The sequence below is a fragment of the Caldicellulosiruptor changbaiensis genome (assembly GCF_003999255.1).
GTDB lineage: Bacteria > Bacillota > Thermoanaerobacteria > Caldicellulosiruptorales > Caldicellulosiruptoraceae > Caldicellulosiruptor > Caldicellulosiruptor changbaiensis.
Genome location: NZ_CP034791.1, coordinates 1,219,474 through 1,244,410 on the forward strand (window position 1 = coordinate 1,219,474; position 24,937 = coordinate 1,244,410).

Genomic DNA, 24,937 nt, shown 5'->3' on the forward strand with positions numbered 1-24,937 from the left:
TATTAATATAATTAGTAGGTGAGTTTGAAAATATTCAGGAGGGTTTTTAAGAATGTATGTAAAGCAGATTTCTGTGTTTTTAGAAAACAAGTCAGGAAGACTTGCTGAGGTGACAAGTATTTTAGGGAAGAACAACATTGACATCTCAGCTCTCTCAATTGCTGATACAACAGACTTTGGTATTTTGAGACTAATTGTTAACAAGCCTGATTTAGCTTTGCAGGTTCTAAAAGAAAATGGATTTACAGTTTCTGCAACAGACGTGATTGCAATAGCTGTTGAAGACAAACCAGGCGGTCTTGCAAAAGTGCTTGATATTCTATATAAAAACGACATAGGAATTGAATACATGTATGCTTTTGTAGGAAAGATAACTGATGAAGCTCTTGTAATCTTGAAAGTTGAAAATGGCGATTATGCAGTAAATGTCTTAAAAGAAAACAATGTTAGGATACTGTCAGCAAATGAGGTTTATTCTCTGTAAGGAATTAATCTGAATAAGGTGAAAGGCAGAAGGGAATTTCCCTCTGCCGTTTTTTTGTTACTGCTGGTTCTTTGCCCTGTTTTGATAGTCCTGAATCATCTTTTTGACCATATATCCACCAACAGTTCCTGCTTGCTTTGTGGTAATGTTTGGATTGTAGTTGTCAAGAGTTACGCCAACCTCTTGGGCTGTTTCTTGTTTTAATTTATCCAGCTGAGGAGCAGCTTCTGGAACAAGCCTTTTTCTCCTTGGCATGAATTTTTCCTCCTTTTTTCTCGGTGATTATTTGAGATTTCAATATTAATTTTGTTCTGATTTTGCTCCAAATATTAAGAAAAAAATGGGACCATATGATATTATAATTCCATGTACAAAATGTTATAATAAAGCTTGTTAAATGAAAAAACTTTGAGGGGGATAAAACTTGGAAAATAGAGGAATTTATTATATAGATTTTGGTACTCAAGCACACTTCATTGAAGAGATTGAAAAGATGAACTCAGAGTATTATTTTAAAAATGGGAAAAACAGAACATATCACATTATAACTTATGGATGTCAAATGAATGTCCATGATTCTGAAAAATTAGCAGGAATGCTAAATGCAATGGGATATGTAGAGACTCAAAATGTCGAAGAAGCAGATCTTATCATTTTTAACACATGTGCTGTGAGAGAACATGCTGAGTCGAGAGTGTATGGTAATATTGGTCCTCTAAAGAGATTAAAGGACAAAAAACCAGACTTGATAATAGGTGTATGTGGATGTATGCCTCAGCAACTTGAAGTTGCACAAAAGCTTGCTAAAATATTCCCCTTTTTAGATATAATCTTTGGTACAAAGAGCCTTCACAGGTTTCCTCAGCTTCTGTATAAGGCAATTACTACAAAAAAGACCGTAATTGATGTTGCAGAGGATGAAGATGTAGTTGTTGAAGGCATTCCAACTGCAAGAAGAGAAGGTGTCAGTGCCTTTGTCAATATAATCTATGGCTGTAACAATTTTTGTTCATATTGTATTGTGCCCTACGTAAGAGGGAGAGAAAGGAGTAGAAGACCTGAAGAGATTCTATTTGAAATTGAGCAGCTTGCAGCAAATGGAGTAAAAGAGGTCACACTACTGGGGCAGAACGTGAACTCTTACGGTAAAGACTTGCCCGATGGAATTCCGTTTTATAAACTCCTTGAAAAGGTAAATAATATAAAAGGTATCGAGAGAATAAGGTTTGTGACCTCGCATCCAAAAGATTTGTCAGATGAGCTAATTTTTGCAATGAGGGACTTGGAGAAGGTGTGTGAGCATATACATCTACCAGTACAGTCGGGTTCAACAAGGATTTTAAGAGAGATGAACAGGCACTACACAAAAGAGGATTACCTGCGACTTGTTGAAAAGCTAAAAAACAACATTCCTGACATAGCAATTACAACAGACATTATAGTAGGATTTCCAGGCGAGACAGAAGAAGATTTTGAAGATACTTTGGATGTAGTCAGAAAAGTTGAGTTTGACTCAGCGTTTACTTTTATGTACTCCAAGAGAAAAGGAACAAAAGCAGCGCAAATGCCAAATCAGGTGCCTGATGAGGTAAAACATGAAAGATTTCAAAGACTTGTAAAATTAGTTGAGGAAATAGCTTTGAAAAAGAATCAGCAAATGCTTGGGAAAGTATATGAAATTCTCATAGACGGGTACTCGAAGAGGAATAATCTTCTTGAAGGAAGAACAAGAACTAACAAAGTAGTAAATGTGAAGTGTTCTTCTGAGTTTATGTACAAGTTTGTAAATGTAAAAATTTTGGAAGCCTCAAGGCATTGGCTTTATGGTGAGGTGATATGAACTATGCAAGAGCTTACCCCAATGATGCAGCAGTACATGGAGATAAAACAAAGGGTAAAAGACTGTATTCTGTTTTTCAGGCTTGGGGACTTTTATGAGATGTTCTTTGACGATGCAATAATTGCTTCAAAAGAGCTTGAGATAGCCCTAACAGCAAGAGATTGTGGAAACAATGAAAAAGCACCTATGTGCGGGGTTCCTTATCATTCCGCACATAGCTATATTGCAAAGCTTATTGAAAAAGGATACAAAGTAGCTATCTGTGAGCAGGTGGAAGATCCAAAGCTTGCAAAAGGTGTTGTGAAAAGAGAGATTACCAGGATTATCACACCAGGTACATTTATTGATGAAAGCTTTAGCAAGGCAAATAACTTTATCTGCTGTGTTGCAAGGGCTGAAACTAATTTTGCTCTGACATTTGTTGATATATCAACAGGTGAAATGTATGCTTGTTTAATTGAAGATGATATCCAAAAGATGATAAATGAGATTAGTAAATATGCTCCAAGTGAAATTTTAGTTTCTCATTTGGATAATGACCTCTATGAACTTATTAGAGAAAACTACAACTCATTTGTTCAGAAAATAGAGTTTATTGACATTGATAGATGCTATGATTTAATAGATAAACAGATGCAAATCACCAATCTAAATGACAAAGTGGCACTGTCTGTTGGAAATTTACTTAATTATTTAGTGGATACCCAAAAGATTTCATTTAACTATATAAAAAAGTTTGAGTTTTACAGAGTACAGAATTATCTTCAAATTGACCTCAGCACAAAAAGGAATTTGGAGTTGACAGAGAGTATAATTGCTCGCTCAAAGAAAAATAGTCTTTTTGGAATCTTGGACCAGGCAAAAACGTCAATGGGCTCAAGACTAATTAAAAAATGGCTTGAAAGACCTTTAATTGATGTTGTTGAGATAAACAGAAGACTTGATGCAGTTGAAGAACTTTACAACAATTTTCCACTTTTAATGCAGATTGAAGGACTATTAGAAGGAATATATGACATTGAAAGACTATCTTCAAAGTTTGCTTACAAGAGCGTAAACGCAAAGGATTTGCTAAGTTTAAAAAAATCAATTGAGGTTTTACCGCAGCTAAAAGAACTCTTGAGAGAGTTTAAATCACCTTTGCTGAAAGAGCTTTATGATGGACTTGACACGTTAGAAGATGTATATAGTCTAATTGATTCTTCAATAAACGAAGATGCACCTGTAGGCCTGAAAGAAGGTGGGATTATAAAAGATGGATTTAATGACCATGTAGACAGGCTGAGAAATATTTCAAAGAACAGTAAAGAACTTCTTATTCAATATGAAGAAAAAGAAAGAAATTTGACAGGCATCAAAAATTTAAAAATAGGCTACAACAAGGTTTTTGGATATTACATTGAAGTAACTAAATCTAACTATTCACTTGTTCCCGAGCGCTATATAAGAAAACAGACTCTTGCAAACGCAGAAAGATATGTCACAGAAGAGCTGAAGAAGTTAGAAGATGAGATTGTAAATGCAGAACAAAAACTTGTTGAGCTTGAATATGAGCTTTTCTGTGAGATAAGAGACAAAGTAGAAAGCCAGATAGATAGAATTCAAAAAACAGCAAGTTGTATAGCTATAATTGACGCTCTTTGCTCATTTGCTCACATTGCTATTGACAACAGATATACAAAACCCACCGTTTATTTGGGCGATAGAATCTATATAAAAAATGGTCGACATCCTGTTGTTGAAAAAATGATAGGCCATAGCAACTTTGTTCCAAATGACACAGAACTTGACAATGACCAAAACAGAGTCTTGATAATTACAGGTCCTAACATGGCAGGGAAATCTACATACATGCGTCAGGTAGCACTAATTGTCATAATGGCGCAGATGGGCTGCTTTGTTCCAGCAGAAGAAGCGCAGATTGGTATAGTGGATAAGATTTTTTCACGAATTGGAGCATCAGATGACATCTCCTCTGGCCAGAGCACTTTTATGGTTGAGATGAGTGAGGTTGCAAATATTTTGAAAAATGCAACGCCGAAAAGCCTTATAATATTTGATGAGGTGGGAAGAGGCACAAGCACATACGATGGGCTTTCAATTGCCTGGGCTGTTTTAGAATATGTTGCTGACAAATCTAAAATAGGTGCAAAGACTCTTTTTGCAACTCACTATCATGAACTTACAGAGCTTGAAGAGAGGATTTCAGGTGTGAAAAATTATAGAGTTGATGTAAAAGAAGAAGGGAAAAACATTATCTTTTTGAGAAAGATTGTAAGGGGTGGCTGTGATTCGAGTTATGGCATTCATGTTGCAAGGCTTGCTGGTATTCCTGAAGAGGTTTTGCAAAGAGCAGAGCAAATCTTAAAAAAGCTTGAAGAGGCTGATATAAATCGGAAAGAGGCAAAGAGATTAAGAAAAGAGATAAAAAGAGAATTTACTGAGCAGATAGAGTTTTTTTCATACAAAAAAGATGAGATAATAGAGAAGATTGAAAACCTTGACATTTTAAATATAACTCCAATTCAGGCACTAAACATTTTAAGCGAGTTGAAACATGAGATAATTAAAGCAAAAGAGAGGCAACTGTTATGAGAGAGTTAAATAGGTTATCTGAGGAGATTACTCACATTTTAGCAGCTGGTGAGGTTGTCGAAAGGCCTGCATCGTGCTTAAAAGAGGTAATTGAAAATTCCATTGATGCAGGAGCAAGTTTGATTGATATTAAATTAGAAAAAGGTGGTATAAAAAAAATTGAGGTTTATGACAATGGCAAAGGTATTCACTCTGATGACATTGAATACGTTTTTGAGAGGCACACAACAAGTAAGATAAAATCGGTTGACGACATTTTTAAAATTACAACAATGGGTTTTAGAGGAGAGGCACTTTGTGCAATTTCAAGCGTCTCGAAGGTCACTCTTATCTCAAGGCACTATGAACAGGAACAAGGGTGTAAGGTAGAGGTTGAAGGTGGAAAAGTTCTTTCGAAAACCATATATCCTTTTGAAAAAGGGACAAAAATTACAATTGAAGACCTTTTTTATAATACACCAGCGAGGCTAAAATTTTTAAAATCACCTTCTACTGAGCAAAAATACTGTATTGAAGTTGTTGAAAAGATTTCAATCTGCTATCCAGAGATTTCTTTTAGGATGCAGGTAGACAATAAAAGGCAACTTTTTACACCAGGGGATAGTAAAGTAGAGTCTGCTATTGCCTCAGTTTTTGGGTCAGAGATTTTAAAAAACCTCATTGACTTTTCACACCAAGAAAAAGGTTTAAAAGTATGGGGCTTTTTTGTAAACCCAGTTTTGAGTAAGTCAACAAGAAGCGGTTATCACTTTTATGTCAATAGAAGATTTATAAGAAGCAAGCTTCTTTCCACTTGTATTGATGAGGCTTTTAAAAATTCAATTTTGACAGGTAGATTTCCCATTGTATTTTTGTTTATAGAAATAAATCCTGTTGACATTGATGTAAATGTTCACCCTGCAAAACTTGAGATAAAGTTCAGAGATGAAAGATATGTTTATAACACTGTATATAAGACAGTTTCAAGTGCACTTCAGTCAGAAAAAATGATTCCAAAACCTACTTTAGATAGTCTTTATTTGCCCCAAACTTTACAAGATGTTAAAATGGTAAAAAAACTTTGGTCTTATACACAAGAACAACAAAGCGAAGAAAAAGCGTTTCAAGAAAATTTGAATGAATTTTTGAAAATTGAGGAACAACTTGATTTTTCGAAAGTAGAGGTAGAAAAAGAGAGCAAAGATGTCATAACTGTATTTTCAGAAGAGTTTAATGTTGAGACTTATAAGATAGTGGGATATGCTTTTGATACCTATATCATTGTACAAAAAGAGGATAGCCTTTATCTTATAGACCAGCATGCTGTTCATGAAAGAAGATTGTTTGAAGTTTTGAAAGAAGAAATTCTTCAGAATAAAATCCAAAGACAGATACTGCTCTCTCCAATTATAGTTGAGCTTCCAATTTCTCAAAAAGAGTTTGTCTTAGAAAATGTCCACTTTTTCGAAAAACTTGGTTTTGAAATAGGTGATTTTGGGAAAAATGAAATAGTGGTAAGAACATATCCACTTTTATTTAAAAGTGCAGTTGATAAGTTTTTCATAGGTGATATAATTGAGATGATTTACAATGAATCAGTAGCAGAGGGTATAACCCACTTTTCAGAGGAATTGCTCAAAAAGATAGCATGCAGAGCAGCAGTTAAAGGCAATATGAATATTTCAGATTTAGAAAAAGAAGAAATAGTAAAGCTTGTTCTTGTTGAGAAGAAGATATTCAACTGTCCTCATGGAAGGCCTGTTGTTGTTGAAATTCAAAAAAGGGATATTGAAAAGATGTTCAAAAGGATTGTTTGATAAAAATAAGATTTTGGGAAAAAGGTGAAATAAAGAAGATGCAAAAAATTCCTTTGATTGTAATTGCAGGTCTTACTGCAACTGGAAAGACGGATGTTGCAATTGAGCTTGCTCAGCTGATAGATGGCGAAATTGTCTCTGCAGATTCTATGTGTGTCTATAAGTATATGGACATTGGCACTGCTAAACCAACCAAAGAGCAAAGACAAATAGTAAAACACTATGTGATTGACGTTGTCTACCCTGATGAAGATTACAATGTAGCGTTATTCCAAAAAGATGCAACAAAAGCAATAGATGAGATTTATCAAAAAGGCAAAATTCCGCTTCTTGTTGGTGGTACAGGATTTTATATAAAATCGATTGTGGATGAGATTGAGTTTCCTGAGATGGGGGACTCAAAACAGGTACGTCAAAACCTTTATAAAGAGCTTGATGAAAAGGGGAATATGTATCTTTATGAAATGCTTAAAAATATTGACAGCAAGGCTGCACAGTCTGTTCATCCGAATAATGTAAAAAGGGTTATAAGGTATTTGGAAATTTACTTTCTCACTGGCAAAAAGCCGACAGATTTTTTGGACAAGGTGAGGAAAAAAGGTTCTAAAAAGTATAATATACTACCTTTGTGTTTTGTGATGGAAAGGTCTCTTCTTAAAGAGAGAATTGATACAAGGGTTGAGAAAATGTTTAAAATGGGCCTTGTAAATGAGGTGAAGATGCTGCTTGAAATGGGGTATTCAAAGGACTTAAAGTCTATGCAAGGACTTGGATACAAGCAGGTAATACCATACATTGAAGGTAAGATTACTTTAGATGAGGCAAAAGAGGAGCTTAAACTGCGAACTAAACAGTTTGCAAAGAGGCAGAGTATTTGGTTTAAGTATCAAGGGGATTTTATATTCTTGGATGTAGGTAACCTTGAATTTAAAGAAGTTGTGAAAAAATGTTTTGAACTTTGCAAAAGTGTGGTATAATTTAAGAAAAACATATAAAAATTATAATATAAAAAACTTTTAAGTTTGGGGAGGAATACATAAGGTGGCAAAAGGAAATTTGAACTTGCAGGATTTATTTTTGAACCAGCTTCGAAAAGAAAAAGTCAACGTTACGATCTTTTTACTGAGTGGATTCCAACTGAAAGGAGTTATCAAAGGTTTTGATAACTTTACATTGGTGGTAGAGACAGAGAATAATAAACAGCAGCTTATTTACAAACATGCAATTTCATCTATTCTGCCATCAAAGCCAATAAACTACATGGCTCAAGCTCAAAACTCACAAGCGCAAAACACAGCTTCTCAGCAAAGTAACACTAACCAAAATCAAGAGTCAAAATAAAAAAGCGTAAAAAATCTCTTTAAAGAAAGCTCATGAGACTTTAAAATCATGAGCTTTCTTTAATTTTTTAAAGCAAGTAAGTAAGAAGGGCGGGGCAAAAATTGAAGGTTGACTTTGAGGCTTTGGGTAGATTTTTTAATTTTGACAAGGGACTAATCAATATAGCACAGCAAGCACTTGAAAGTGTAAAAGAGATTTTTGAAGAGATAGAGAAAATAAAATCATACAACCAGCTCAAAATCTTAAACGCATTTCAAAAAAATAAACTTTCTTATACACATTTGAACAAAACAGATGGTTATGGCTATTCAGACAGTGGTAGAGATGTAATTGAAAGAATATATTCTGATGTATTTGGCTGTGAGGATTCGCTTGTGAGAATTCAGTTTGTTTCAGGTACTCAGGCAATCTCAACAATGCTATTTGGAGTGCTGCGACCGAGCGATGTACTTTTGTCTATTTGTGGACAGCCTTATGACACACTTCAAAAGGTCATTGGGATAAAAAGTGGAGGTCATGGTACTCTTATTGATTTTGGCATAAGGTATGAAGAGATTGACTTAAAAAATAATAGCTTTGACTTTGACAAAATTGAAAAGGTGCTAAAAGAAAGAAAAATAAAGGCAGTTTTTATCCAGCGCTCAAGAGGGTACTCTTTAAGAGAGTCAATCTCTGTTGAAAAGATAAAAGAAGTGACACGGTTTATAAAGAGAATTAGTCCTGATACCATCATAATGGTTGACAACTGTTATGGTGAGTTTGTGGAAAAGCTTGAACCAACAGAGGTTGGAGCAGATTTAATAGCAGGTTCACTCATTAAAAACCCGGGTGGAACAATTGCATCATGTGGAGGTTATATTGCCGGCAAAAAAGAGCTGGTTGAGATGTGTGCAGACAGGCTCAACACCCCTGGTATGGGCAAAGAGGTAGGACCTTCACTTGGCTTTAACAGAGAGATATTACAAGGGCTTCTATTTGCACCTCATATTGTTGCTGAGAGTTTAAAGGTTGCAGTTTTTACAGCTTATATTATGGAAAGGTTAGGCTTTAAGGTTTTACCACGGTACAACCAGTATAGAACAGACATAATTCAGTCAATTGTGTTTGGAAATGAAAAAGAATTGATTAGCTTTTGTCAGGGGATTCAAAAAGGCTGCCCTGTTGACAGCAATGTTTTACCCGAGCCATGGGATATGCCAGGGTATTCTCACAAAGTAATAATGGCAGCAGGTGGATTTGTGCAGGGCACATCCTTAGAACTTTCATGTGATGCACCGATAAGAGAACCTTATGTTGCATATCTGCAGGGTAGTTCTTCATTCGAAATAGGAGTTGTGGGGATTTTAAAGGCTATTGAGAGACTTAGGAGGATGTAAATTCTTACATCCTCCTAATAAGTCCTATTACTTTTCCAAGGATTTTCACGTCTTTTACAATTATAGGGTCCATTGCTTTGTTTTCGGGTTGTAGCCTTATGTGATCACTTTCTTTAAAAAATCTTTTAACAGTTGCTTCCTCGTCAATTAATGCAACAACAATATCTCCATTTTCGGCAACATTTTGTCTTCTTACAATTATAATATCATTGTCGAAAATTCCTGCATCAATCATACTATCTCCTTTAACTCTTAGCAAAAATGCATCTTCTGTTCCAACCAAGTCATAGGGTAGGGTTATAGTATCTTCGATGTTTTCAACAGCTAAGATGGGTTCACCTGCAGTGACTTTCCCAACAAGAGGGAGCTGAATGACATTTCTGTGGACATAAAAATCGTCATCTACGATCTCAATTGCTCTTGGTTTTGAAGGATCGCGCCTTATATAGCCTTTTTTCTCTAAGCGGGTTAAGTGCCCATGTACAGTTGAAGTTGATTTTAAGCCCGTTGCCTCACATATCTCTCTCACAGCAGGTGGATAGCCTTTTTCTTTAATTCTCTTTTTTATAAACTCTAATATTTCCTCTTGCTTTTTTGTAAGCTGTTTCTTCATTTAAAGTATCCCCTTTTCAATTTGTTTATTTTAAATAGATTATAACATAAAAACATATATTCTTCAAACTTTTGTTTAGCATTTTTCTTTGCAAAGAATCTCTAAATTCTTTTAAAATACTTCTTGTATACAAGATACAATTTGGTTTATAATATATAGGGTGTAATAATGTTAAATAATAAACGAAAGGGGCTTTTAAAGATGGCATTTATTGATACAATAATAGAAAAGGCAAAGTCAAATATAAAAACAATTGTACTTCCTGAAAGCTATGAAGAGAGAAATTTAAAAGCCGCAAGTATTGTGTTGAAAGAGAAGATTGCAAAGATTGTTTTAATTGGTAAGGAAGATGAGATTAAAAAAGAAGCGACAAAGTTTGGTGCAAATGTGGATGATGCAATCTTTATTGACCCAGACAATTTTGATAGGTTTGATGAGTTTGTGAATGATTTTTATGAACTGAGAAAAAACAAAGGTGTGACACTTGAAGATGCGAGAAAGATCATGAAAGACCCAATGTACTTTGGCGTTATGCTGGTGTACAAGGGTTTAGCAGATGGAATGGTATCTGGTGCAATTCACTCAACTGCGGATACACTGCGCCCAGCACTTCAAATCTTAAAAACAGCACCGGGTGTAAAGCTTGTTTCAAGCTTTTTTATTATGGTTGTTCCAAACTGCGAATATGGAGAAAATGGTGTATTTTTGTATGCTGACGCGGGCCTAAATCCAAATCCCAATGCTGAAGAGCTTGCTGATATTGCCATAACCTCTGCGAAGAGCTTTGAAGCCTTGGTTGGAAAGACTCCAAAGGTTGCAATGCTCTCATATTCAACAAAGGGTTCTGCAAAGTCAGAGATGGTTGACAAAGTTGTTGAGGCAACAAGGATTGCAAAAGAGAAAGCACCAGATCTTTTGATAGATGGTGAACTTCAGGCAGACGCAGCACTTGTACCTTCTGTTGCAAAGTTAAAAGCACCAGGCAGCCCTGTTGCAGGCCAGGCAAATGTATTAATCTTCCCTGATCTTGATGCCGGCAATATTGCATACAAGCTGACAGAGAGACTTGCAAAAGCTGAGGCGTATGGACCTATTACCCAGGGAATAGCAAAGCCTGTAAATGACTTGTCAAGAGGTTGCAAAGCAGAAGACATTGTTGGTGTTGTTGCTATCACTGCTGTTCAGGCAATGATGAAATAAAAGATTAAAGGGGTAAGATAATAATGAAGGTATTAGTATTAAATTCAGGAAGCTCGTCATTAAAATACCAGTTTATTGATACTGAAACAGAGGTTGCTCTATGTAGAGGTGTTGTTGACAGAATTGGTTTGTCGGGAGCGTTTATAAGACACCAGAAAAATGGACAGGAGATTATAAAAGAGCAAGAGGTAAAAGACCACAATGTGGCAATAAAACTTGTTTTGGAGATGTTAACACATCCTCAGATGGGGATAATAAAGTCAATGGATGAGATTGATGCAATTGGCCACAGAGTTGTTCATGGTGGGGAGTATTTTAGTGATGCTGTTGTTGTCAATGAAGATGTAAAAAAGGCAATAAAAGAGTGTATAGAGCTTGCTCCCCTTCACAACCCTGCAAACCTTACGGGAATTGAAGCGTGCGAAAAAGAAATTCCAGGGAAGCCAAACGTTGCTGTATTTGACACAGCTTTCCATCAAACAATGCCAAAGTATGCTTACATGTATTCACTTCCATATGAGGTGTATGAGAAGTACAAGATTAGAAAATACGGATTTCATGGTACATCACACAAATATGTTGCGATAAAGGCAGCTGAGTACTTAAAGAGACCTTTAGAGGAACTAAAGCTTATAACATGCCACCTTGGAAATGGTTCAAGTGTTTGTGCAATAAAGTATGGTAAATCAGTTGACACAAGCATGGGCTTTACACCATTAGCTGGGCTTGCAATGGGTACAAGAAGTGGCACAATTGACCCTGCTGTTATTTTGTACCTTATGGAAAAAGAGAATATGGACGTTAAACAGATGAATGATTTTCTCAACAAAAAATCTGGAGTCTTAGGGATTTCTGGTGTTAGCAGTGACTTTAGGGATTTAGAGAAAGCTGCAAATGAAGGAAATGAACGGGCTCAGCTTGCAATTGATATGTTCTGCTATAGGGTAAAGAAATATATTGGAGAATATGCTGCAGTTTTAGGCGGTGTTGATGCAATAGTATTCACAGCAGGAATTGGTGAGAACAATCCAGTTGTTCGAGAAAAGTGTGTAACTGATTTAGAATACATGGGTGTTTTGTATGATAAAGAGAAAAACTTTAACGCAGAGAAAGGCAAGGTATTTGAAATTAACAAACCAGAGAGTAAGGTAAAAGTTTTAATAGTCCCAACAAACGAAGAGCTAATGATTGCAAGAGAGACGAAGAGATTGTTAGAAAAGTAAATTGAAGAAAAAAGAGGGCTGCTTTGCCTAAATTTCAGCAGCCCTGTCTTTTTTATTCCTTTTTCCAAAGCCCGTGGAGATTGCAATATTCATATGCAACGAGCTTATCAGCAGATACATTAAAGAGTGCTTTTGGCTCATCACCAGGCTTTAAGAATTTTCTGTAGACAACATCTTCTGCTACAAGATCAATCCACATAATGTAGTGTTTTTCTTCCATTGGGTGTGGAACCTCTCCAACTTTTACCAAAATACCCTCTTCTGTTTTTTCAATAACTGGTACATGTTTCTCTAAACTCGCATCAACTGTGTTTGCCTCAAGTAAGGTCATTGGCTGACCGCAGCAAACAAGCTGTCCGCCACCTGCAGATAAGACCTCTACAATATTTCCGCAAACTTCACATTTATAAACATTTCCTCTTTTGACCATTTTAAAGTAACCTCCCTTGTAAAATTTAAATTTTTAAATTACAATTACTTTATACCCATAAATTCAGATTCAAAAACATAAAGTTTGAAATAAAAATAATTTTGAAATAATATAAAAAGTGAAATTAAAACTTTAAAAGGAGGATGAAAGAAGGTGCAAAAAGTTTACAATCCTCAAGAGGTTGAAGACAGGCTATATAAGATGTGGCTTGAAAAAAAATACTTTCATGCAAAGATTGACTATTCAAAAAAGCCTTTTACAATAGTAATCCCACCTCCAAATATTACAGGGCAACTACATATGGGACACGCTCTAAACAACACCATTCAGGATATTCTGATAAGATTTAAGAGGATGCAAGGATATTGCGCACTTTGGGTTCCTGGCACTGATCACGCAAGTATTGCAACAGAGGCAAAGATTGTTGAGAAGATGAAAGAAGAAGGCTTGACAAAAGAGATGATAGGAAGAGAAAAGTTTTTAGAACGTGCATGGGAGTGGAAGAGGGTCTATGGCGGAAGGATAATTGAGCAGCTTAAAAAACTCGGAGCTTCTTGCGATTGGGATAGAGAACGATTTACAATGGACGAAGGACTTTCTAATGCTGTAAAGGAAGTTTTTGTAAGACTTTATGAGAAAGGTTTAATCTATAAAGGCGAGAGAATGATTAACTGGTGTCCAACTTGCAAAACAACAATTTCGGATGCTGAGGTGGAGTATGAAGAAAAGAAAGGCAAGCTTTGGCACATTAAATATCCTGCAAAGGACAATTCTTTCTTCGTAGTTGTTGCTACAACAAGACCTGAGACAATGCTTGGTGACACTGCTGTTGCAGTAAATCCTAATGATGAAAGATACAAACACTTGATTGGAAAAACAGTTGTGCTGCCACTTGTGAATAGGGAAATACCAATTATTGCAGACGAGTATGTAGATATGGAATTTGGAACAGGTGTTGTAAAGATTACACCTGCTCATGACCCGAACGACTTTGAAATAGGGCAAAGACATAATCTTCCAATGATACAAGTAATTGATACAAAAGGGTATATGAACGAAAATGCTGGTAAGTACGCGGGACAGGATAGGTATGAGGCAAGAAAGAATATTGTAAATGACCTAAAAGAACTTGGACTTCTTGTCAAAGAAGAAGACTATACTCACAATGTAGGCCACTGTTACAGGTGCTCAACAGTAATTGAACCGCTTGTGTCAAAGCAATGGTTTGTCAAGATGAAGCCTTTAGCAGAACCTGCCATAAGGGTTGTAAAAGAAGGAAAGATAAAATTCATTCCAGAAAGATTTGAAAAGATATACTTTAACTGGATGGAAAATATAAAGGATTGGTGTATTTCAAGACAGCTTTGGTGGGGTCACAGAATTCCTGCATACTATTGTAAAGATTGTGACAATATGATGGTAAGCCGAGAAGAAGTAAAGGTGTGCTCAAAGTGTGGTTCCACAAATGTATATCAAGATGAAGACACTCTTGATACATGGTTTTCATCAGCACTCTGGCCGTTTTCAACATTAGGCTGGCCAGAAGAGACAGAAGATTTGAAGTATTTCTACCCGACAGATGTCCTTGTTACTGCATATGATATCATATTCTTCTGGGTTGCGAGAATGATTTTCTCAGCAGTTGAGCACATGGGCAAAGAGCCGTTTAAGTATGTGTTAATTCACGGAATTGTAAGAGATGCCCAAGGCAGAAAGATGAGTAAATCACTTGGAAATGGCATAGATCCGCTTGAGATAATAGAAAAATATGGTGCAGATGCACTGCGATTTACACTTGTCACAGGAATTTCACCTGGCAATGATACCAGATTTCATATGGAAAAGGTTGAGGCAAACAGAAACTTTGCAAACAAGATTTGGAATGCGGCAAGGTTTGTAATAATGAACCTTGACATTGATACAAATTACAAGCCTGATGAGAGTAAATTTACATTTAATGAAAGGTGGATTCTGTCAAGGTTAGATACTCTTATTAAAGAGGTCACTGAAAATCTTGAAAAGTTTGAAATTGGTATTGCAGCTCAAAAACTTTATGACTTTATCTGGGATGAGTTTTGCGACTGGTATATTGAGATGTCAAAGCCCATACTCTATAACAAAGAAGCAGAGAATAACAAAGAGGTACAGTATGTCCTTCTAACAGTGCTCACGAATGTTTTAAAGCTCTTGCATCCATTTATGCCATTTGTAACAGAAGAGATTTATTTAAATCTTCCACATAGTGAAGAAAGCCTTGTTATATCTAAGTGGCCTGAGCCAATGGGATATAACTATGTTGAAGATATTTCAGTAGTTGAAAAGTTGATTGAACTTATAAGAAGCATCAGAAACTTAAGAGTTGAGAAAAATATACCTGCAAATATAAAGCCAAAGGTCTATATAAAGACTGATGACAACTCAATGATACAGCAAAAACAGCTATGGGAGATTTATGTAAAAAAACTTGCAAATATTGAAGAGGTAGTAGCATCTGAAGACATTCCAGAGGATAGTGTTTCACTTGTTCTTTCTTGGGGTGTTGCATATATTAAACTAAAAGAGATAATTGACATTGAGATGGAGCTTAAAAGACTTACTGAAGAAAGAGAAAGGCTACTAAAAGAGGTTGAGCGTTCTGAAAACCTGCTTGGAAACCAAAACTTTTTACAAAAGGCACCTCAAAAGGTTGTGAATGAAGAAAAAGAGAAGTACGAAAAATACAAACAGATGCTAAAGTCTGTTGAAGACCAGCTTGAGAGAATTAAAAGCTTAAGGTGATAGTGTCATGTCAATGACTTATGAAGAAGCACTTGAATATATCCATGGGACATATAAGTTTGGAGTAAAACTTGGTCTTGAAAATATAAAAAGATTGCTTGAACTTATGGGAAATCCTCAAAAGGATTTGCGAATTATCCATGTTGCAGGAACAAATGGCAAAGGGTCGACCTGTGCTTTTATAAATCAAATGTTGATTGAAGCGGGGTTTAAGGTGGGGCTTTACACCTCACCTTATTTAGAATTTTTTAATGAGAGAATTAGAATAAATAACCTTCCTATAAGTGACGAGGAACTTGCGAAAATAACAAAGTATGTAAAAGATAAGATTGATTTAATGATAAGTCAGGGATTTAACCATCCAACTGAATTTGAGATAGTCACTGCAATAGCCTTTGAGTATTTTAAAAGGATGAATGTGGATTTTGTTGTGTTAGAAGTTGGCCTTGGTGGAAGATTTGATGCAACAAATGTAATTGAAAATCCAGAGCTTTGTATTATAACCTCTATTGGCTATGACCATATGGATATCTTAGGGCAGACAATTGAGCAAATAGCATATGAAAAGGCTGGCATTATAAAAGAAGGCTCTACTGTAATCTTAGGGCTGCAACGTTATAAAGAAGCAATTGATGTTATCTCAAAAGTGTGTAAGCAAAAGAATGCCAATTTAGTTGAGGTGAGAAGTGATTATAAAATTGTAAAAAATACTCTTGACGGAGTTATATTTGATTGTATTACTCCAAAAGGTATATATAAAAACCTTGAAATTAAGCTTTTAGGGGTGCATCAGGTTGAGAATGCCCTCAACTGCATATACGCATTTGAATACTTGAGTGATAAATATAATATAGGTACTGGTGCCCTTGTAAAAGGACTTTTAAATGCCAAATGGAATGGCAGATTTGAAATTATCTCAAAAGAACCTCTTGTGATTTTAGACGGTGCTCACAACATAGACGGCATGAAGGTACTTGTTGACAGCTGTAAGCAGTATCTGAAAGACAAAAAAATTAGTGCAGTTGTGGGGGTACTCAAAGACAAAGAGTACCAAAAGATGCTCTCTGAGATAAAGGAAGTAACATCAGATGTGATATTTACGTTGGTACCATATCAAAAAAGAGCTTTTCTTGATAATGAGGCAAAAGAAATTGCTTTAGATTATGGTTTTGACTTTATAAAAGATTTCAAAGAGGCAATTGATGTGAGCTTAAAAAAAGCAGAAAAAGATTCAGCCATTCTAATTTGTGGGTCTTTGTACTTAGTGGGACCTGCAAGAACATATCTTAAAAGCATTTTTTAGTTATTGTAATTATACAGCAATTGGTATAAAATAATAGTCGAAAAAATCTTAACTTAGAGAGAGGTGTTAGATCAACATGAAACTTTTTATTGACACTGCTAATATAAATGAGATTAAGGAAGCTTACTCTTGGGGAATAATTTGTGGTGTTACAACAAATCCGTCTCTAATTGCAAAAGAGGGTAGAGATTTTAAAGAGGTTGTAAATGAGATTTGTTCAATTGTAGACGGTCCAATCTCAGCCGAAGTCATTTCACTCAAAGCCGAAGGTATGATTGAAGAGGCAAGAGATTTAGCAAAAATCCATAAAAATGTTGTAATCAAAATTCCAATGACAGCAGAGGGTCTTAAGGCTGTATCAGTCTTGTCAAAAGAGGGTATAAAGACAAATGTCACACTCATATTCTCGGCAGCACAAGCACTTTTAGCAGCTAAGGCTGGAGCAACTTATGTCTCTCCATTTGTAGGAAGACTTGATGACATAGGACAAAATGGAATTGAGCTTATCAAAGAGATTGTTCAGATATTCAGAAATTATCCAGACATAAAAACAGAGATAATTGCAGCAAGCATAAGACATCCTATTCATGTGATTGAAGCTGCAAAAGCGGGAGCACACATCGCAACAGTTCCATTTAAGGTACTTGAACAAATGACAAAGCATGCATTAACTGATGTTGGGATAGAAAGGTTCTTGAAAGATTGGGAAAAAGTACCTAAGAAGAACTAAAAGCAACCTCTTTGCAGGTTGCTATTTTTTTAGTTTTAATATTGGAGGTAGAAGATGGCGTTTGAAAAGATATGTATAAACGGGCTTGAAATTCTTAGAGTTCCTGAGTTACAAAAATATGGTGTAGATGCGTTTTTTACAACAAGAAGATATATTAATTCAAATGATTTTAACCTGGGTTACAAATGGGCAAATTCAAAAGAGGAAGTTGACAAAAATTTTCTCATTCTTTTTAAAAACTTAGAGATTGATTATAGAAATATTTACTATGCAAAACAGGTGCATAAAAATGATATAATAATTGTTGAGAAAGGATTTAATTTTTTTGAATATACTCAAGAGAATGAAGCAGATGGGCTTATAACTCAAAAAAGCGGAATTACGCTTATAACATTTCACGCAGATTGCATTCCGATTTACATTTATGATAAAGAAAAGAAAATAATTGCCTTGATTCACTCTGGTTGGAGAGGAAGTTTGCAGCATATATCAAAAAGGGCTATAGATATATTAATTTCGCAATTTAAATGTAATATTTCAAACCTAATTGTAGTAATTGGTCCTGGTATATGCAAAGAGCATTTTGAAGTAGGGGAAGAAGTATATGATGCTTTTTTACAAGAGTTTGGCAGTGATATTTGTATATACCATGAAGAGAGATATTATTTAGATTTGAAAAAGGCTATTGAAAAAGATTTGTTAGGAAATGGATTAAAGAAAGAACAGATTATAGTGTCAGACATGTGTACTTATGAAAAAGAGGATTTGTTCTTTTCATACAGAAGAGATTTTAAAAGTCCAGAGAAATTAGGTAGTATGGTTGCCCTCATGAGGATGGTGGGATGATGAAAAATATCTTGATTGTGGATGATGAACCTCATATCGTGGAACTAATTAAATTCAATCTTCAAAAAGAAGGCTATAATACTTTTGAAGCTGAAAATGGCAACACAGCTTTGGATATTATCAAAAATAACAGGATTGACCTGGTGATACTTGATATAATGATGAGTGATAAGGACGGATATGAGGTTTTAAAAGAGATTAGGTTTAACAAAGAAACAAAAAACCTTCCTGTTATCTTGCTTTCTGCAAAGTCAGAAGAAATTGACAGAATATTAGGTCTTGAGCTTGGAGCAGATGATTACATAACAAAACCATTTAGTGTAAAAGAACTTGTTGCAAGAGTAAAAGCACTTTTTAGGAGAATTGAAAGCTTAAAACCTGATGTTGAAGAAAAAATTAGATTTGGGGATGTTGAAGTGGATTTTACAAAAAGAAGTGTGAAAAAAAGAAATCAAGAAGTTAGCCTTTCTTTTAAGGAATTCGAGCTTTTAAAGCTGCTGATAGAAAACAGAGGAAGAGTTTTGGACAGAGATTTCATTTTGCAGAGAGTATGGGGATATGAGTTTGATGGTGATACTCGAACAGTTGATGTGCATATAAGATTTTTGAGAAGAAAACTTGAAGATGACGAGAAGAATCCAAGGTATATTGAGACAGTAAGAGGAGTTGGCTACAGATTTAGAGAAGGGTCTGACTAAGAAATGAGAACAAAGATATTTGGTTACACCATTTTAGTTATAGTTATTATAAGCTTTTTACAGGGAATTTTTTCATATGAGGTGTATAAAAATATTTATCTTGAAGAAAATAAGAAGCAGCTTGAAGTAATGGTAAGCGAGGTTGAAAGATATATAAATAACTTTGATATTCAATCACTTTATAAAGTGTACAAAAAAAGTTATTTTAGAGTTACAATTGTTGACAATAAAGGGATTGTGCTTTATGATTCTGAAGCTGATAAGAATAAAATGGAAAATCATTCAAAAAGACCTGAAATTGTAGAGGCAAATAAATATTCGGGAAAGATTTGCTTCTCGATGCGAAAAAGCAAGACACTTAATAATTTTTTTCTCTATGCGGCAAAGAAGGTAGAAATTGACAACAAATCTATATTTATTCGAGTCTCTGTTTTACTTGATAAAATTGATGTGATTCTGAAAAAGGCTTTGATTCAGACACTAAAGTTTGGGCTGATATGTATAGTTTTTGGGATGATACTTACAATTGGCATATCTTCGCTTTTGTATCAGCCTCTCAAGGGGTTAATTTCACTCATTACAGAGGGACTAAAAAAATTTGATATAGTTGAACTCAAAGAAAAAGAGGATTTGAAGTGGCTGAGTCTTAGCTTTACGAGATTATATCACCTTTTAGAAGAGAAGATTAACGAAGTAAATAGTCTCAACTATAGGCTTAGTGCTTTGTTAAACTCAATCGAACTTGGAATAATTTTTTTTGACAACAAAAAGAGGATACTTATGTTTAACCAACAGGCTGAAGAGATATTTGCGACAAAGCTTAAAAATGGTACAAGTTTACTTGAGTGCATTCGAATATATGAACTTTTTGAATTCCTATATGATGAAAATGCCTTTGAAAAAGAATTTGAGGTAACAGTTAATGGCCAAAATAAAATATTTAAAGTTACTAAAAAGAGAGTAAAATATGATGAAGGTAAAGAAGGAATATTATTAATTGTAAGTGATATTACGTTCATTAAAAAACTTGAAAAAATCAGGTCTGATTTTGTTGCAAATGTTTCTCATGAACTAAAAACTCCTTTAACTTCTATAAAAGGTTTTGTAGAGACACTGAAGGATGGTGCAATTGAAGATAGAGAAGTTGCTGAAAAATTTCTTAACATTATCGAGGTAGAAGTTGAAAGACTTGTTCGACTAATAAATGACTTGCTGTATTTGTCTGAGATAGAAAATGCAAAGATCCAGGTTACCGAAGATGAGGTCAATGTGAAAGAAGTAGTAGAGGAATGTGTTGAGCTTTTAAGATTTAAAGCTGAGGGCAAAAATGTAAAGATACACCTTAAGTTGGATGATAAGCTTAAAGTAAAGATTCACAAAGATTGGTTGAAACAGATTTTCATAAACCTCATAGACAACGCAATTGTATACAACAAGGAAAATGGTGAGGTCATTATAGAGGTAGAGAGATTAGACGAGAAAATAGCGATAAGAGTAAAAGATACAGGTATTGGTATTCCACAAGATGAGATAGAAAGAATATTCGAAAGATTTTATCGAGTGGATAAAGGGCGTTCCCGAAAACTCGGAGGTACAGGTTTAGGACTTTCGATAGTCAAACACATTGTTGAACTTTACAATGGAAAGATTTACGTGACAAGTGAAGTTGGCAAAGGAAGTGAATTTACTATTGTAATATAAAAAGGGCAACATTACTATCACTTTTCTAATGTTGCCCTTTTCTTTGTGTGTTAAACAATTAGATTAATAACCCATGCAATCACTCCGCCAATTAAACTGCACATAGGGATTGTCAAAATCCAAGCAATCACAATATTTTTGGCAATTCCCCATCTTACGGCTGAAAATTTTTTACATGCACCAACTCCCATAATTGAAGATGAAATTACATGTGTTGTTGAGACAGGTGCACCAATATGGGTTGCAAACTGAATTGTAAGTGCTGCTCCTGTTTCTGCAGCAAAACCATTGATGGGTGCTAATTTTATTATCTTAATACCCATCGTCTTTATTATTCTCCAGCCACCAAAAGAAGTGCCAAGTGCCATTGCAAGTGCACAAGCAAATTTTACCCAATCAGGCACCACAAAGTTATTTAAAATCCCTGCGCTCACAAGAGCCATTGTAATTATTCCCATTGATTTTTGAGCGTCATTTGAACCGTGACTATATGCCATCCACATCGCAGAGAGTATTTGTAGTTTTGAAAAATATTTATTTACAATATTAGGATGAACCTTAGCAAATACTATGTAAAGAATCATCATAAACAAGTATCCAAAAACAAAACCTAACACAGGCGAGATAATGAGTGGCAGTACTATTTTTTTGACAAATCCTATCCAGTTTATATCAGAGAGTGATTTTGTAGTAACAATTGCAGCGCCAATCAGACCACCTATTATCGCATGTGATGAAGAGGAAGGTATTCCCCACCACCAGGTAAGTAAATCCCAAACAATTGCTGCGATAACAGCCGCAAGCACGAGGTATTCTGTTACAAACTTTGGGTTCACTATTCCATGGCCTATAGTTTTTGCAACCTCTGTGTTAATCATTGCGCCAAAGAAGTTAAGAACTGCTGACATAAATATTGCGGCTCTTGGTGTCAAAACACGTGTTGACACAGACGTTGCAATAGCGTTAGCTGTATCATGAAACCCATTTATAAAATCAAAAGTCAAAGCCAGGATGATTATCAGAAGAAGATTTAATGGAATGCTATGCATTTTTTGTCACGACTCCTTCTATTACATTTGCAACATCTTCACAGGCATCTAAGGTATCTTCTAAAAAGCCAAATATTTCTTTCCAGATGATGACCTCAATTGGCTTGTCCCTGTTTTCTGAAAATAATTTTTTTATTGCATTTCTATAGACAATATCACCCTCATCCTCAATTCTATTGACCTCGATTATCTTTTCTTTAATTGATTTTGTGTTTTTCAAATCTTTTAGGTTTTCCACAACACTTTTTAACTCTTTTGTGCAATTAATTATCATTTCAGAAAGAATCTTAGCTTCAGGCTTTATTTGGTTAACATTGTAAATTTCGAATCTGTGTGCCACGGTCTCAAGTGCATCAACAATGTTGTCAATTTCTTTTATGATTGCAAACAAATCCTCTCTGTCAAGAGGGGTAATGAAAGTTCTGTTGAGAAGTTCAATTACCTGATGTGTAATATCATCGCCTCTATTCTCAGCTTTTTCGAGCTCTGCAAGGTATTTACTCATATTTGAAAGATTATTAATGAGTTGATTTAACATTACTGCTGATTGATAAGCATTTTCAATTGCATTGTTCAGGAGAACAAAAAATTGATTTTCTTTTGGGATAATACTCCACATTCTTCTACAACCCCTTTTTAAAGTTTTGTCACAAAGTCCATTTTAATAGAAAAGGCGTCTATGCTTCAATGGGAAGAATTTTATAAAAAGCTTTTACATTGCACAAAGAATATTATATAATATTTAACACAGTTTTAACATACATTAAATAAAAATTTAAAATCATGAGTGTATAATTTATTGGTTGTAGTATTAAAATGGGTAGGGAGAGGTTGTTTTAACATGGTTATTATAGAGACAAAAGATTTAAATTTGTACTATGGTGACAATCATGCCCTTAAAGATGTAAACATAAGGATAAATGAAAAATCCATTACAGCTTTGATTGGTCCATCTGGTTGTGGAAAATCTACATTTTTGAGAACTCTTAACCGCATGAATGACCTTATTGAAAATGTGAGAATAGAAGGTAAGGTCTATTTTGAAAACAAGGATATTTATAAAGACATTGATGTTATAAGCCTCAGAAAAAAGATTGGAATGGTATTTCAAAAGCCAAATCCTTTCCCAATGAGTATATATGACAATGTGGCGTACGGTCCCAGAATACATGGGATTAAGAAAAAGGAGATACTTGATGAGATTGTAGAGAACAGTTTAAGAAAAGCATACCTTTGGGAAGAGGTAAAAGATAGGCTAAAAAAAAGTGCGTTTTCATTATCTGGAGGTCAGCAGCAAAGACTGTGTATTGCAAGAGTTTTGGCAGTGGAACCTGAGGTCATTTTACTTGATGAACCAACTTCTGCACTTGACCCAATTTCCACTTTAAAAATAGAAGAGCTGTTAGAGGAACTCAAGAAAAATTATACAATTGTAATAGTCACTCACAATATGCAACAAGCGGCAAGAATATCTGACTGGACAGGATTTTTCCTAAATGGTGAACTTATCGAATATGATAGGACAATTACTATTTTTAACACACCAAAGGATAAGAGAACTGAGGATTATATAACAGGCAGATTCGGATAATAATAAGTGCGAGGTGATTTTTAAAAGATGACAAGACCAACATTTGAAAATGAACTAAAAGAGTTACACTTAGATATCCTGAAGATGGGGGCAATGGCTGAGGAGGCAATTGACAAAGCAATACATGCCTTAAAGACTAAAGATATTGATCTTGCGCAAAAGATTATTGAAAATGATGACAAGATTGATACTCTTACTGAAGAGATAGAGAAAAAGTGTGCTATCGTAATTGCAACTCAGCAGCCTCTTGCAAGCGACCTGAGGCTTATAATCACTGCTATGAGGATTGCCACAGACATTGAGAGAATTGCGGACCATGCAGAAGATATTTCCCAAATAACAATTAAATTAGCAAAAGAATCGTATATAAAGCCTCTTATTGATATTCCAAAGATGGCAGATATTACTCGTTCTATGTTAAAAGATGCGCTTGATTCTTACGTAAATTCTGATATAGATCTTGCAAAATCTGTTGTGAAAAGAGATGACGTAGTAGACCAGATGTATCAAAGTTTAATAGATGAATTAGAACAGATAATGAAAGAAAATTCAGATGCTATTTCACAGTGTATACAATTTTTACTTGTTATAAAATATTTAGAGAGGATAGCAGACCACTCAACCAATATAGCTGAATGGGTGGTTTATAAAATAACAGGAATGCACAAGCACGATTGGGAGACAAAGTAGGAGGAGCCAAATTGATGAAAAAAATTAACCTTCTGGTTATTGCAAGGGCAGCATTGATTGCTGCACTTTATTTTGTTTTGACCTCATTTTTACCTGCGATATCTTACGGACCCATACAAGTAAGAATTTCTGAGGCTTTGACTCTTCTTCCTGCTCTGATGCCAGTATCCGCAACTATTGGACTTTTTGTAGGCTGCTTTTTAGCAAATCTTTATGGAATGGTAATGAGCATAACTGGAATATATGATGTTATATTTGGGTCTCTGGCCACTTTGCTTGCTGCTATAATAACAACTAAAATTAAGAAAAGAGCATTTTTACCCTTACCGACAATAATTGTGAATGCCATAGTGGTTTCGAGTTATATTTGGTACTATTTTATAAACAGCTTGAAAATAGAGTGGTTAAAAAACTTGAACCCTATTTTGAGATATCTATTTACTATACTTTCCATCGGAACCGGTGAGGCAATTGCAACGTATATTTTAGGACTACCCTTGTTCATAGCTGTTGAAAAACAGCTTAGAGGTAAAAAACTACTCTAAATACAAAAGTGGGGCCATTTTGGCTCCACTTTTTTGTTGCTTTTTTTCGGCTTTTGTAATATAATATATCGTGATATTTATTCATCACTTCATCATGATAAAGCAAAG

The 24,937-nt window shown here is 35.0% G+C and carries 23 protein-coding genes; 18 read left to right on the top strand and 5 right to left on the bottom strand.

Translation table 11 applies throughout. The annotated features are described in order from the left end of the window. Positions 1–52: 52 nt before the first annotated feature. A complete protein-coding gene (locus ELD05_RS05900) occupies positions 53–484 on the top strand; it encodes an ACT domain-containing protein (RefSeq protein ID WP_127351698.1) in 432 nt (143 codons plus the stop codon). 57 nt (positions 485–541) lie between these two features. On the opposite strand, the gene ELD05_RS05905 is transcribed toward ELD05_RS05900, so the two are convergent. After that, positions 542–739: an alpha/beta-type small acid-soluble spore protein gene (locus ELD05_RS05905; RefSeq protein WP_039764404.1), complete on the bottom strand. Its 198-nt coding sequence runs from the start codon at positions 737–739 to the stop codon at positions 542–544. 169 nt (positions 740–908) lie between these two features. On the opposite strand from ELD05_RS05905, the gene miaB reads away from it, so the two are divergent. From miaB to ELD05_RS05935, 6 genes are all read left to right on the top strand, one after another. Beyond that, positions 909–2,324: a tRNA (N6-isopentenyl adenosine(37)-C2)-methylthiotransferase MiaB gene (gene miaB / locus ELD05_RS05910; RefSeq protein WP_127351699.1), complete on the top strand. Its 1,416-nt coding sequence runs from the start codon at positions 909–911 to the stop codon at positions 2,322–2,324. 3 nt (positions 2,325–2,327) lie between these two features. After that, positions 2,328–4,919 (top strand): DNA mismatch repair protein MutS, encoded by a 2,592-nt coding sequence (gene mutS / locus ELD05_RS05915; RefSeq protein WP_127351700.1) that lies wholly within the window; start codon positions 2,328–2,330, stop codon positions 4,917–4,919. Then, positions 4,916–6,715 carry a DNA mismatch repair endonuclease MutL gene (gene mutL, locus ELD05_RS05920; protein ID WP_127351701.1) on the top strand — a complete coding sequence of 600 codons (1,800 nt, stop codon included), beginning with the start codon at positions 4,916–4,918 and terminating at the stop codon, positions 6,713–6,715. Before mutS ends, mutL begins: the two co-directional genes overlap by 4 nt. A gap of 38 nt (positions 6,716–6,753) precedes the next feature. Next, positions 6,754–7,692 carry a tRNA (adenosine(37)-N6)-dimethylallyltransferase MiaA gene (gene miaA / locus ELD05_RS05925; RefSeq protein ID WP_127351702.1) on the top strand — a complete coding sequence of 313 codons (939 nt, stop codon included), beginning with the start codon at positions 6,754–6,756 and terminating at the stop codon, positions 7,690–7,692. A 64-nt stretch (positions 7,693–7,756) separates the two neighbouring features. Further along, entirely contained in the window at positions 7,757–8,056 is a 300-nt protein-coding gene (gene hfq, locus ELD05_RS05930; protein ID WP_039764400.1) for an RNA chaperone Hfq, read from the top strand. A gap of 101 nt (positions 8,057–8,157) precedes the next feature. Beyond that, positions 8,158–9,432: a methionine gamma-lyase family protein gene (locus tag ELD05_RS05935; RefSeq protein WP_127351703.1), complete on the top strand. Its 1,275-nt coding sequence runs from the start codon at positions 8,158–8,160 to the stop codon at positions 9,430–9,432. Positions 9,433–9,436: 4 nt separating this feature from the next. On the opposite strand, the gene lexA is transcribed toward ELD05_RS05935, so the two are convergent. Then, a complete protein-coding gene (gene lexA, locus ELD05_RS05940; protein ID WP_127351704.1) occupies positions 9,437–10,045 on the bottom strand; it encodes a transcriptional repressor LexA in 609 nt (202 codons plus the stop codon). 201 nt (positions 10,046–10,246) lie between these two features. Between lexA and pta the strand changes: the two genes are divergently transcribed. Together pta and ELD05_RS05950 are read left to right on the top strand one after the other, a co-directional pair. Continuing rightward, entirely contained in the window at positions 10,247–11,245 is a 999-nt protein-coding gene (gene pta / locus ELD05_RS05945; protein ID WP_127351705.1) for a phosphate acetyltransferase, read from the top strand. Positions 11,246–11,268: 23 nt separating this feature from the next. Continuing rightward, positions 11,269–12,468 (top strand): acetate/propionate family kinase, encoded by a 1,200-nt coding sequence (locus tag ELD05_RS05950; protein ID WP_127351706.1) that lies wholly within the window; start codon positions 11,269–11,271, stop codon positions 12,466–12,468. Between the two features lie 52 nt (positions 12,469–12,520). On the opposite strand, the gene ELD05_RS05955 is transcribed toward ELD05_RS05950, so the two are convergent. Further along, a complete protein-coding gene (locus ELD05_RS05955; RefSeq protein WP_127351707.1) occupies positions 12,521–12,898 on the bottom strand; it encodes a desulfoferrodoxin in 378 nt (125 codons plus the stop codon). Between the two features lie 153 nt (positions 12,899–13,051). Here ELD05_RS05955 and ELD05_RS05960 point away from each other — a divergent pair, with 153 nt between their 5' ends. From ELD05_RS05960 to ELD05_RS05985, 6 genes are all read left to right on the top strand, one after another. Then, entirely contained in the window at positions 13,052–15,676 is a 2,625-nt protein-coding gene (locus tag ELD05_RS05960; RefSeq protein WP_127351708.1) for a valine--tRNA ligase, read from the top strand. 7 nt (positions 15,677–15,683) lie between these two features. Further along, the gene (locus ELD05_RS05965; protein ID WP_307720917.1) at positions 15,684–16,979 is read left to right on the top strand and encodes a bifunctional folylpolyglutamate synthase/dihydrofolate synthase; all 1,296 of its coding nucleotides are present in this window, start codon (positions 15,684–15,686) and stop codon (positions 16,977–16,979) included. A 76-nt stretch (positions 16,980–17,055) separates the two neighbouring features. Next, positions 17,056–17,709 carry a fructose-6-phosphate aldolase gene (gene fsa / locus ELD05_RS05970; protein ID WP_039764392.1) on the top strand — a complete coding sequence of 218 codons (654 nt, stop codon included), beginning with the start codon at positions 17,056–17,058 and terminating at the stop codon, positions 17,707–17,709. Between the two features lie 54 nt (positions 17,710–17,763). After that, positions 17,764–18,555: a peptidoglycan editing factor PgeF gene (gene pgeF / locus ELD05_RS05975; protein WP_127351709.1), complete on the top strand. Its 792-nt coding sequence runs from the start codon at positions 17,764–17,766 to the stop codon at positions 18,553–18,555. Further along, complete coding sequence (locus tag ELD05_RS05980; protein ID WP_127351710.1) at positions 18,555–19,253, top strand: response regulator transcription factor; 699 nt, start codon at positions 18,555–18,557, stop codon at positions 19,251–19,253. The genes pgeF and ELD05_RS05980 overlap by 1 nt, the downstream gene beginning before the upstream one ends. A gap of 3 nt (positions 19,254–19,256) precedes the next feature. After that, positions 19,257–20,954, top strand: a complete 1,698-nt coding sequence (locus ELD05_RS05985) for an ATP-binding protein (RefSeq protein ID WP_127351711.1) — start codon at positions 19,257–19,259, stop codon at positions 20,952–20,954. A gap of 50 nt (positions 20,955–21,004) precedes the next feature. Here ELD05_RS05985 and ELD05_RS05990 read toward each other — a convergent pair whose 3' ends face one another. Both ELD05_RS05990 and ELD05_RS05995 read right to left on the bottom strand, forming a co-directional pair. Beyond that, positions 21,005–22,003 (bottom strand): inorganic phosphate transporter, encoded by a 999-nt coding sequence (locus ELD05_RS05990; RefSeq protein WP_127351712.1) that lies wholly within the window; start codon positions 22,001–22,003, stop codon positions 21,005–21,007. Beyond that, a complete protein-coding gene (locus ELD05_RS05995) occupies positions 21,996–22,622 on the bottom strand; it encodes a DUF47 domain-containing protein (RefSeq protein ID WP_127351713.1) in 627 nt (208 codons plus the stop codon). The genes ELD05_RS05990 and ELD05_RS05995 overlap by 8 nt, the downstream gene beginning before the upstream one ends. Before the next feature lie 222 nt (positions 22,623–22,844). Here ELD05_RS05995 and pstB point away from each other — a divergent pair, with 222 nt between their 5' ends. Genes pstB through ELD05_RS06010 form a run of 3 tightly spaced genes read left to right on the top strand, consistent with a single transcriptional unit; the run spans position 22,845 to position 24,829 of the window. Further along, positions 22,845–23,594: a phosphate ABC transporter ATP-binding protein PstB gene (gene pstB / locus ELD05_RS06000; protein ID WP_127351714.1), complete on the top strand. Its 750-nt coding sequence runs from the start codon at positions 22,845–22,847 to the stop codon at positions 23,592–23,594. A 27-nt stretch (positions 23,595–23,621) separates the two neighbouring features. Continuing rightward, entirely contained in the window at positions 23,622–24,284 is a 663-nt protein-coding gene (gene phoU / locus ELD05_RS06005; RefSeq protein ID WP_039764383.1) for a phosphate signaling complex protein PhoU, read from the top strand. Between the two features lie 14 nt (positions 24,285–24,298). Then, complete coding sequence (locus tag ELD05_RS06010) at positions 24,299–24,829, top strand: QueT transporter family protein (protein WP_127351715.1); 531 nt, start codon at positions 24,299–24,301, stop codon at positions 24,827–24,829. Positions 24,830–24,937: the final 108 nt, after the last annotated feature.

Excerpts from the sequence above, each read along its gene's own strand:
- ELD05_RS05900 (WP_127351698.1), top strand. The coding sequence starts at position 53 with ATGTATGTAAAGCAGATTTCTGTGTTTTTAGAAAACAAGTCAGGAAGA.
- ELD05_RS05905 (WP_039764404.1), bottom strand. The coding sequence starts at position 739 with ATGCCAAGGAGAAAAAGGCTTGTTCCAGAAGCTGCTCCTCAGCTGGAT.
- mutS (WP_127351700.1), top strand. The coding sequence starts at position 2,328 with ATGCAAGAGCTTACCCCAATGATGCAGCAGTACATGGAGATAAAACAA.
- mutL (WP_127351701.1), top strand. The coding sequence starts at position 4,916 with ATGAGAGAGTTAAATAGGTTATCTGAGGAGATTACTCACATTTTAGCA.
- miaA (WP_127351702.1), top strand. The coding sequence starts at position 6,754 with ATGCAAAAAATTCCTTTGATTGTAATTGCAGGTCTTACTGCAACTGGA.
- lexA (WP_127351704.1), bottom strand. The coding sequence starts at position 10,045 with ATGAAGAAACAGCTTACAAAAAAGCAAGAGGAAATATTAGAGTTTATA.
- pta (WP_127351705.1), top strand. The coding sequence starts at position 10,247 with ATGGCATTTATTGATACAATAATAGAAAAGGCAAAGTCAAATATAAAA.
- ELD05_RS05950 (WP_127351706.1), top strand. The coding sequence starts at position 11,269 with ATGAAGGTATTAGTATTAAATTCAGGAAGCTCGTCATTAAAATACCAG.
- ELD05_RS05955 (WP_127351707.1), bottom strand. The coding sequence starts at position 12,898 with ATGGTCAAAAGAGGAAATGTTTATAAATGTGAAGTTTGCGGAAATATT.
- ELD05_RS05965 (WP_307720917.1), top strand. The coding sequence starts at position 15,684 with ATGTCAATGACTTATGAAGAAGCACTTGAATATATCCATGGGACATAT.
- fsa (WP_039764392.1), top strand. The coding sequence starts at position 17,056 with ATGAAACTTTTTATTGACACTGCTAATATAAATGAGATTAAGGAAGCT.
- pgeF (WP_127351709.1), top strand. The coding sequence starts at position 17,764 with ATGGCGTTTGAAAAGATATGTATAAACGGGCTTGAAATTCTTAGAGTT.
- ELD05_RS05980 (WP_127351710.1), top strand. The coding sequence starts at position 18,555 with ATGAAAAATATCTTGATTGTGGATGATGAACCTCATATCGTGGAACTA.
- ELD05_RS05985 (WP_127351711.1), top strand. The coding sequence starts at position 19,257 with ATGAGAACAAAGATATTTGGTTACACCATTTTAGTTATAGTTATTATA.
- ELD05_RS05990 (WP_127351712.1), bottom strand. The coding sequence starts at position 22,003 with ATGCATAGCATTCCATTAAATCTTCTTCTGATAATCATCCTGGCTTTG.
- ELD05_RS05995 (WP_127351713.1), bottom strand. The coding sequence starts at position 22,622 with ATGTGGAGTATTATCCCAAAAGAAAATCAATTTTTTGTTCTCCTGAAC.
- pstB (WP_127351714.1), top strand. The coding sequence starts at position 22,845 with ATGGTTATTATAGAGACAAAAGATTTAAATTTGTACTATGGTGACAAT.
- phoU (WP_039764383.1), top strand. The coding sequence starts at position 23,622 with ATGACAAGACCAACATTTGAAAATGAACTAAAAGAGTTACACTTAGAT.
- ELD05_RS06010 (WP_127351715.1), top strand. The coding sequence starts at position 24,299 with ATGAAAAAAATTAACCTTCTGGTTATTGCAAGGGCAGCATTGATTGCT.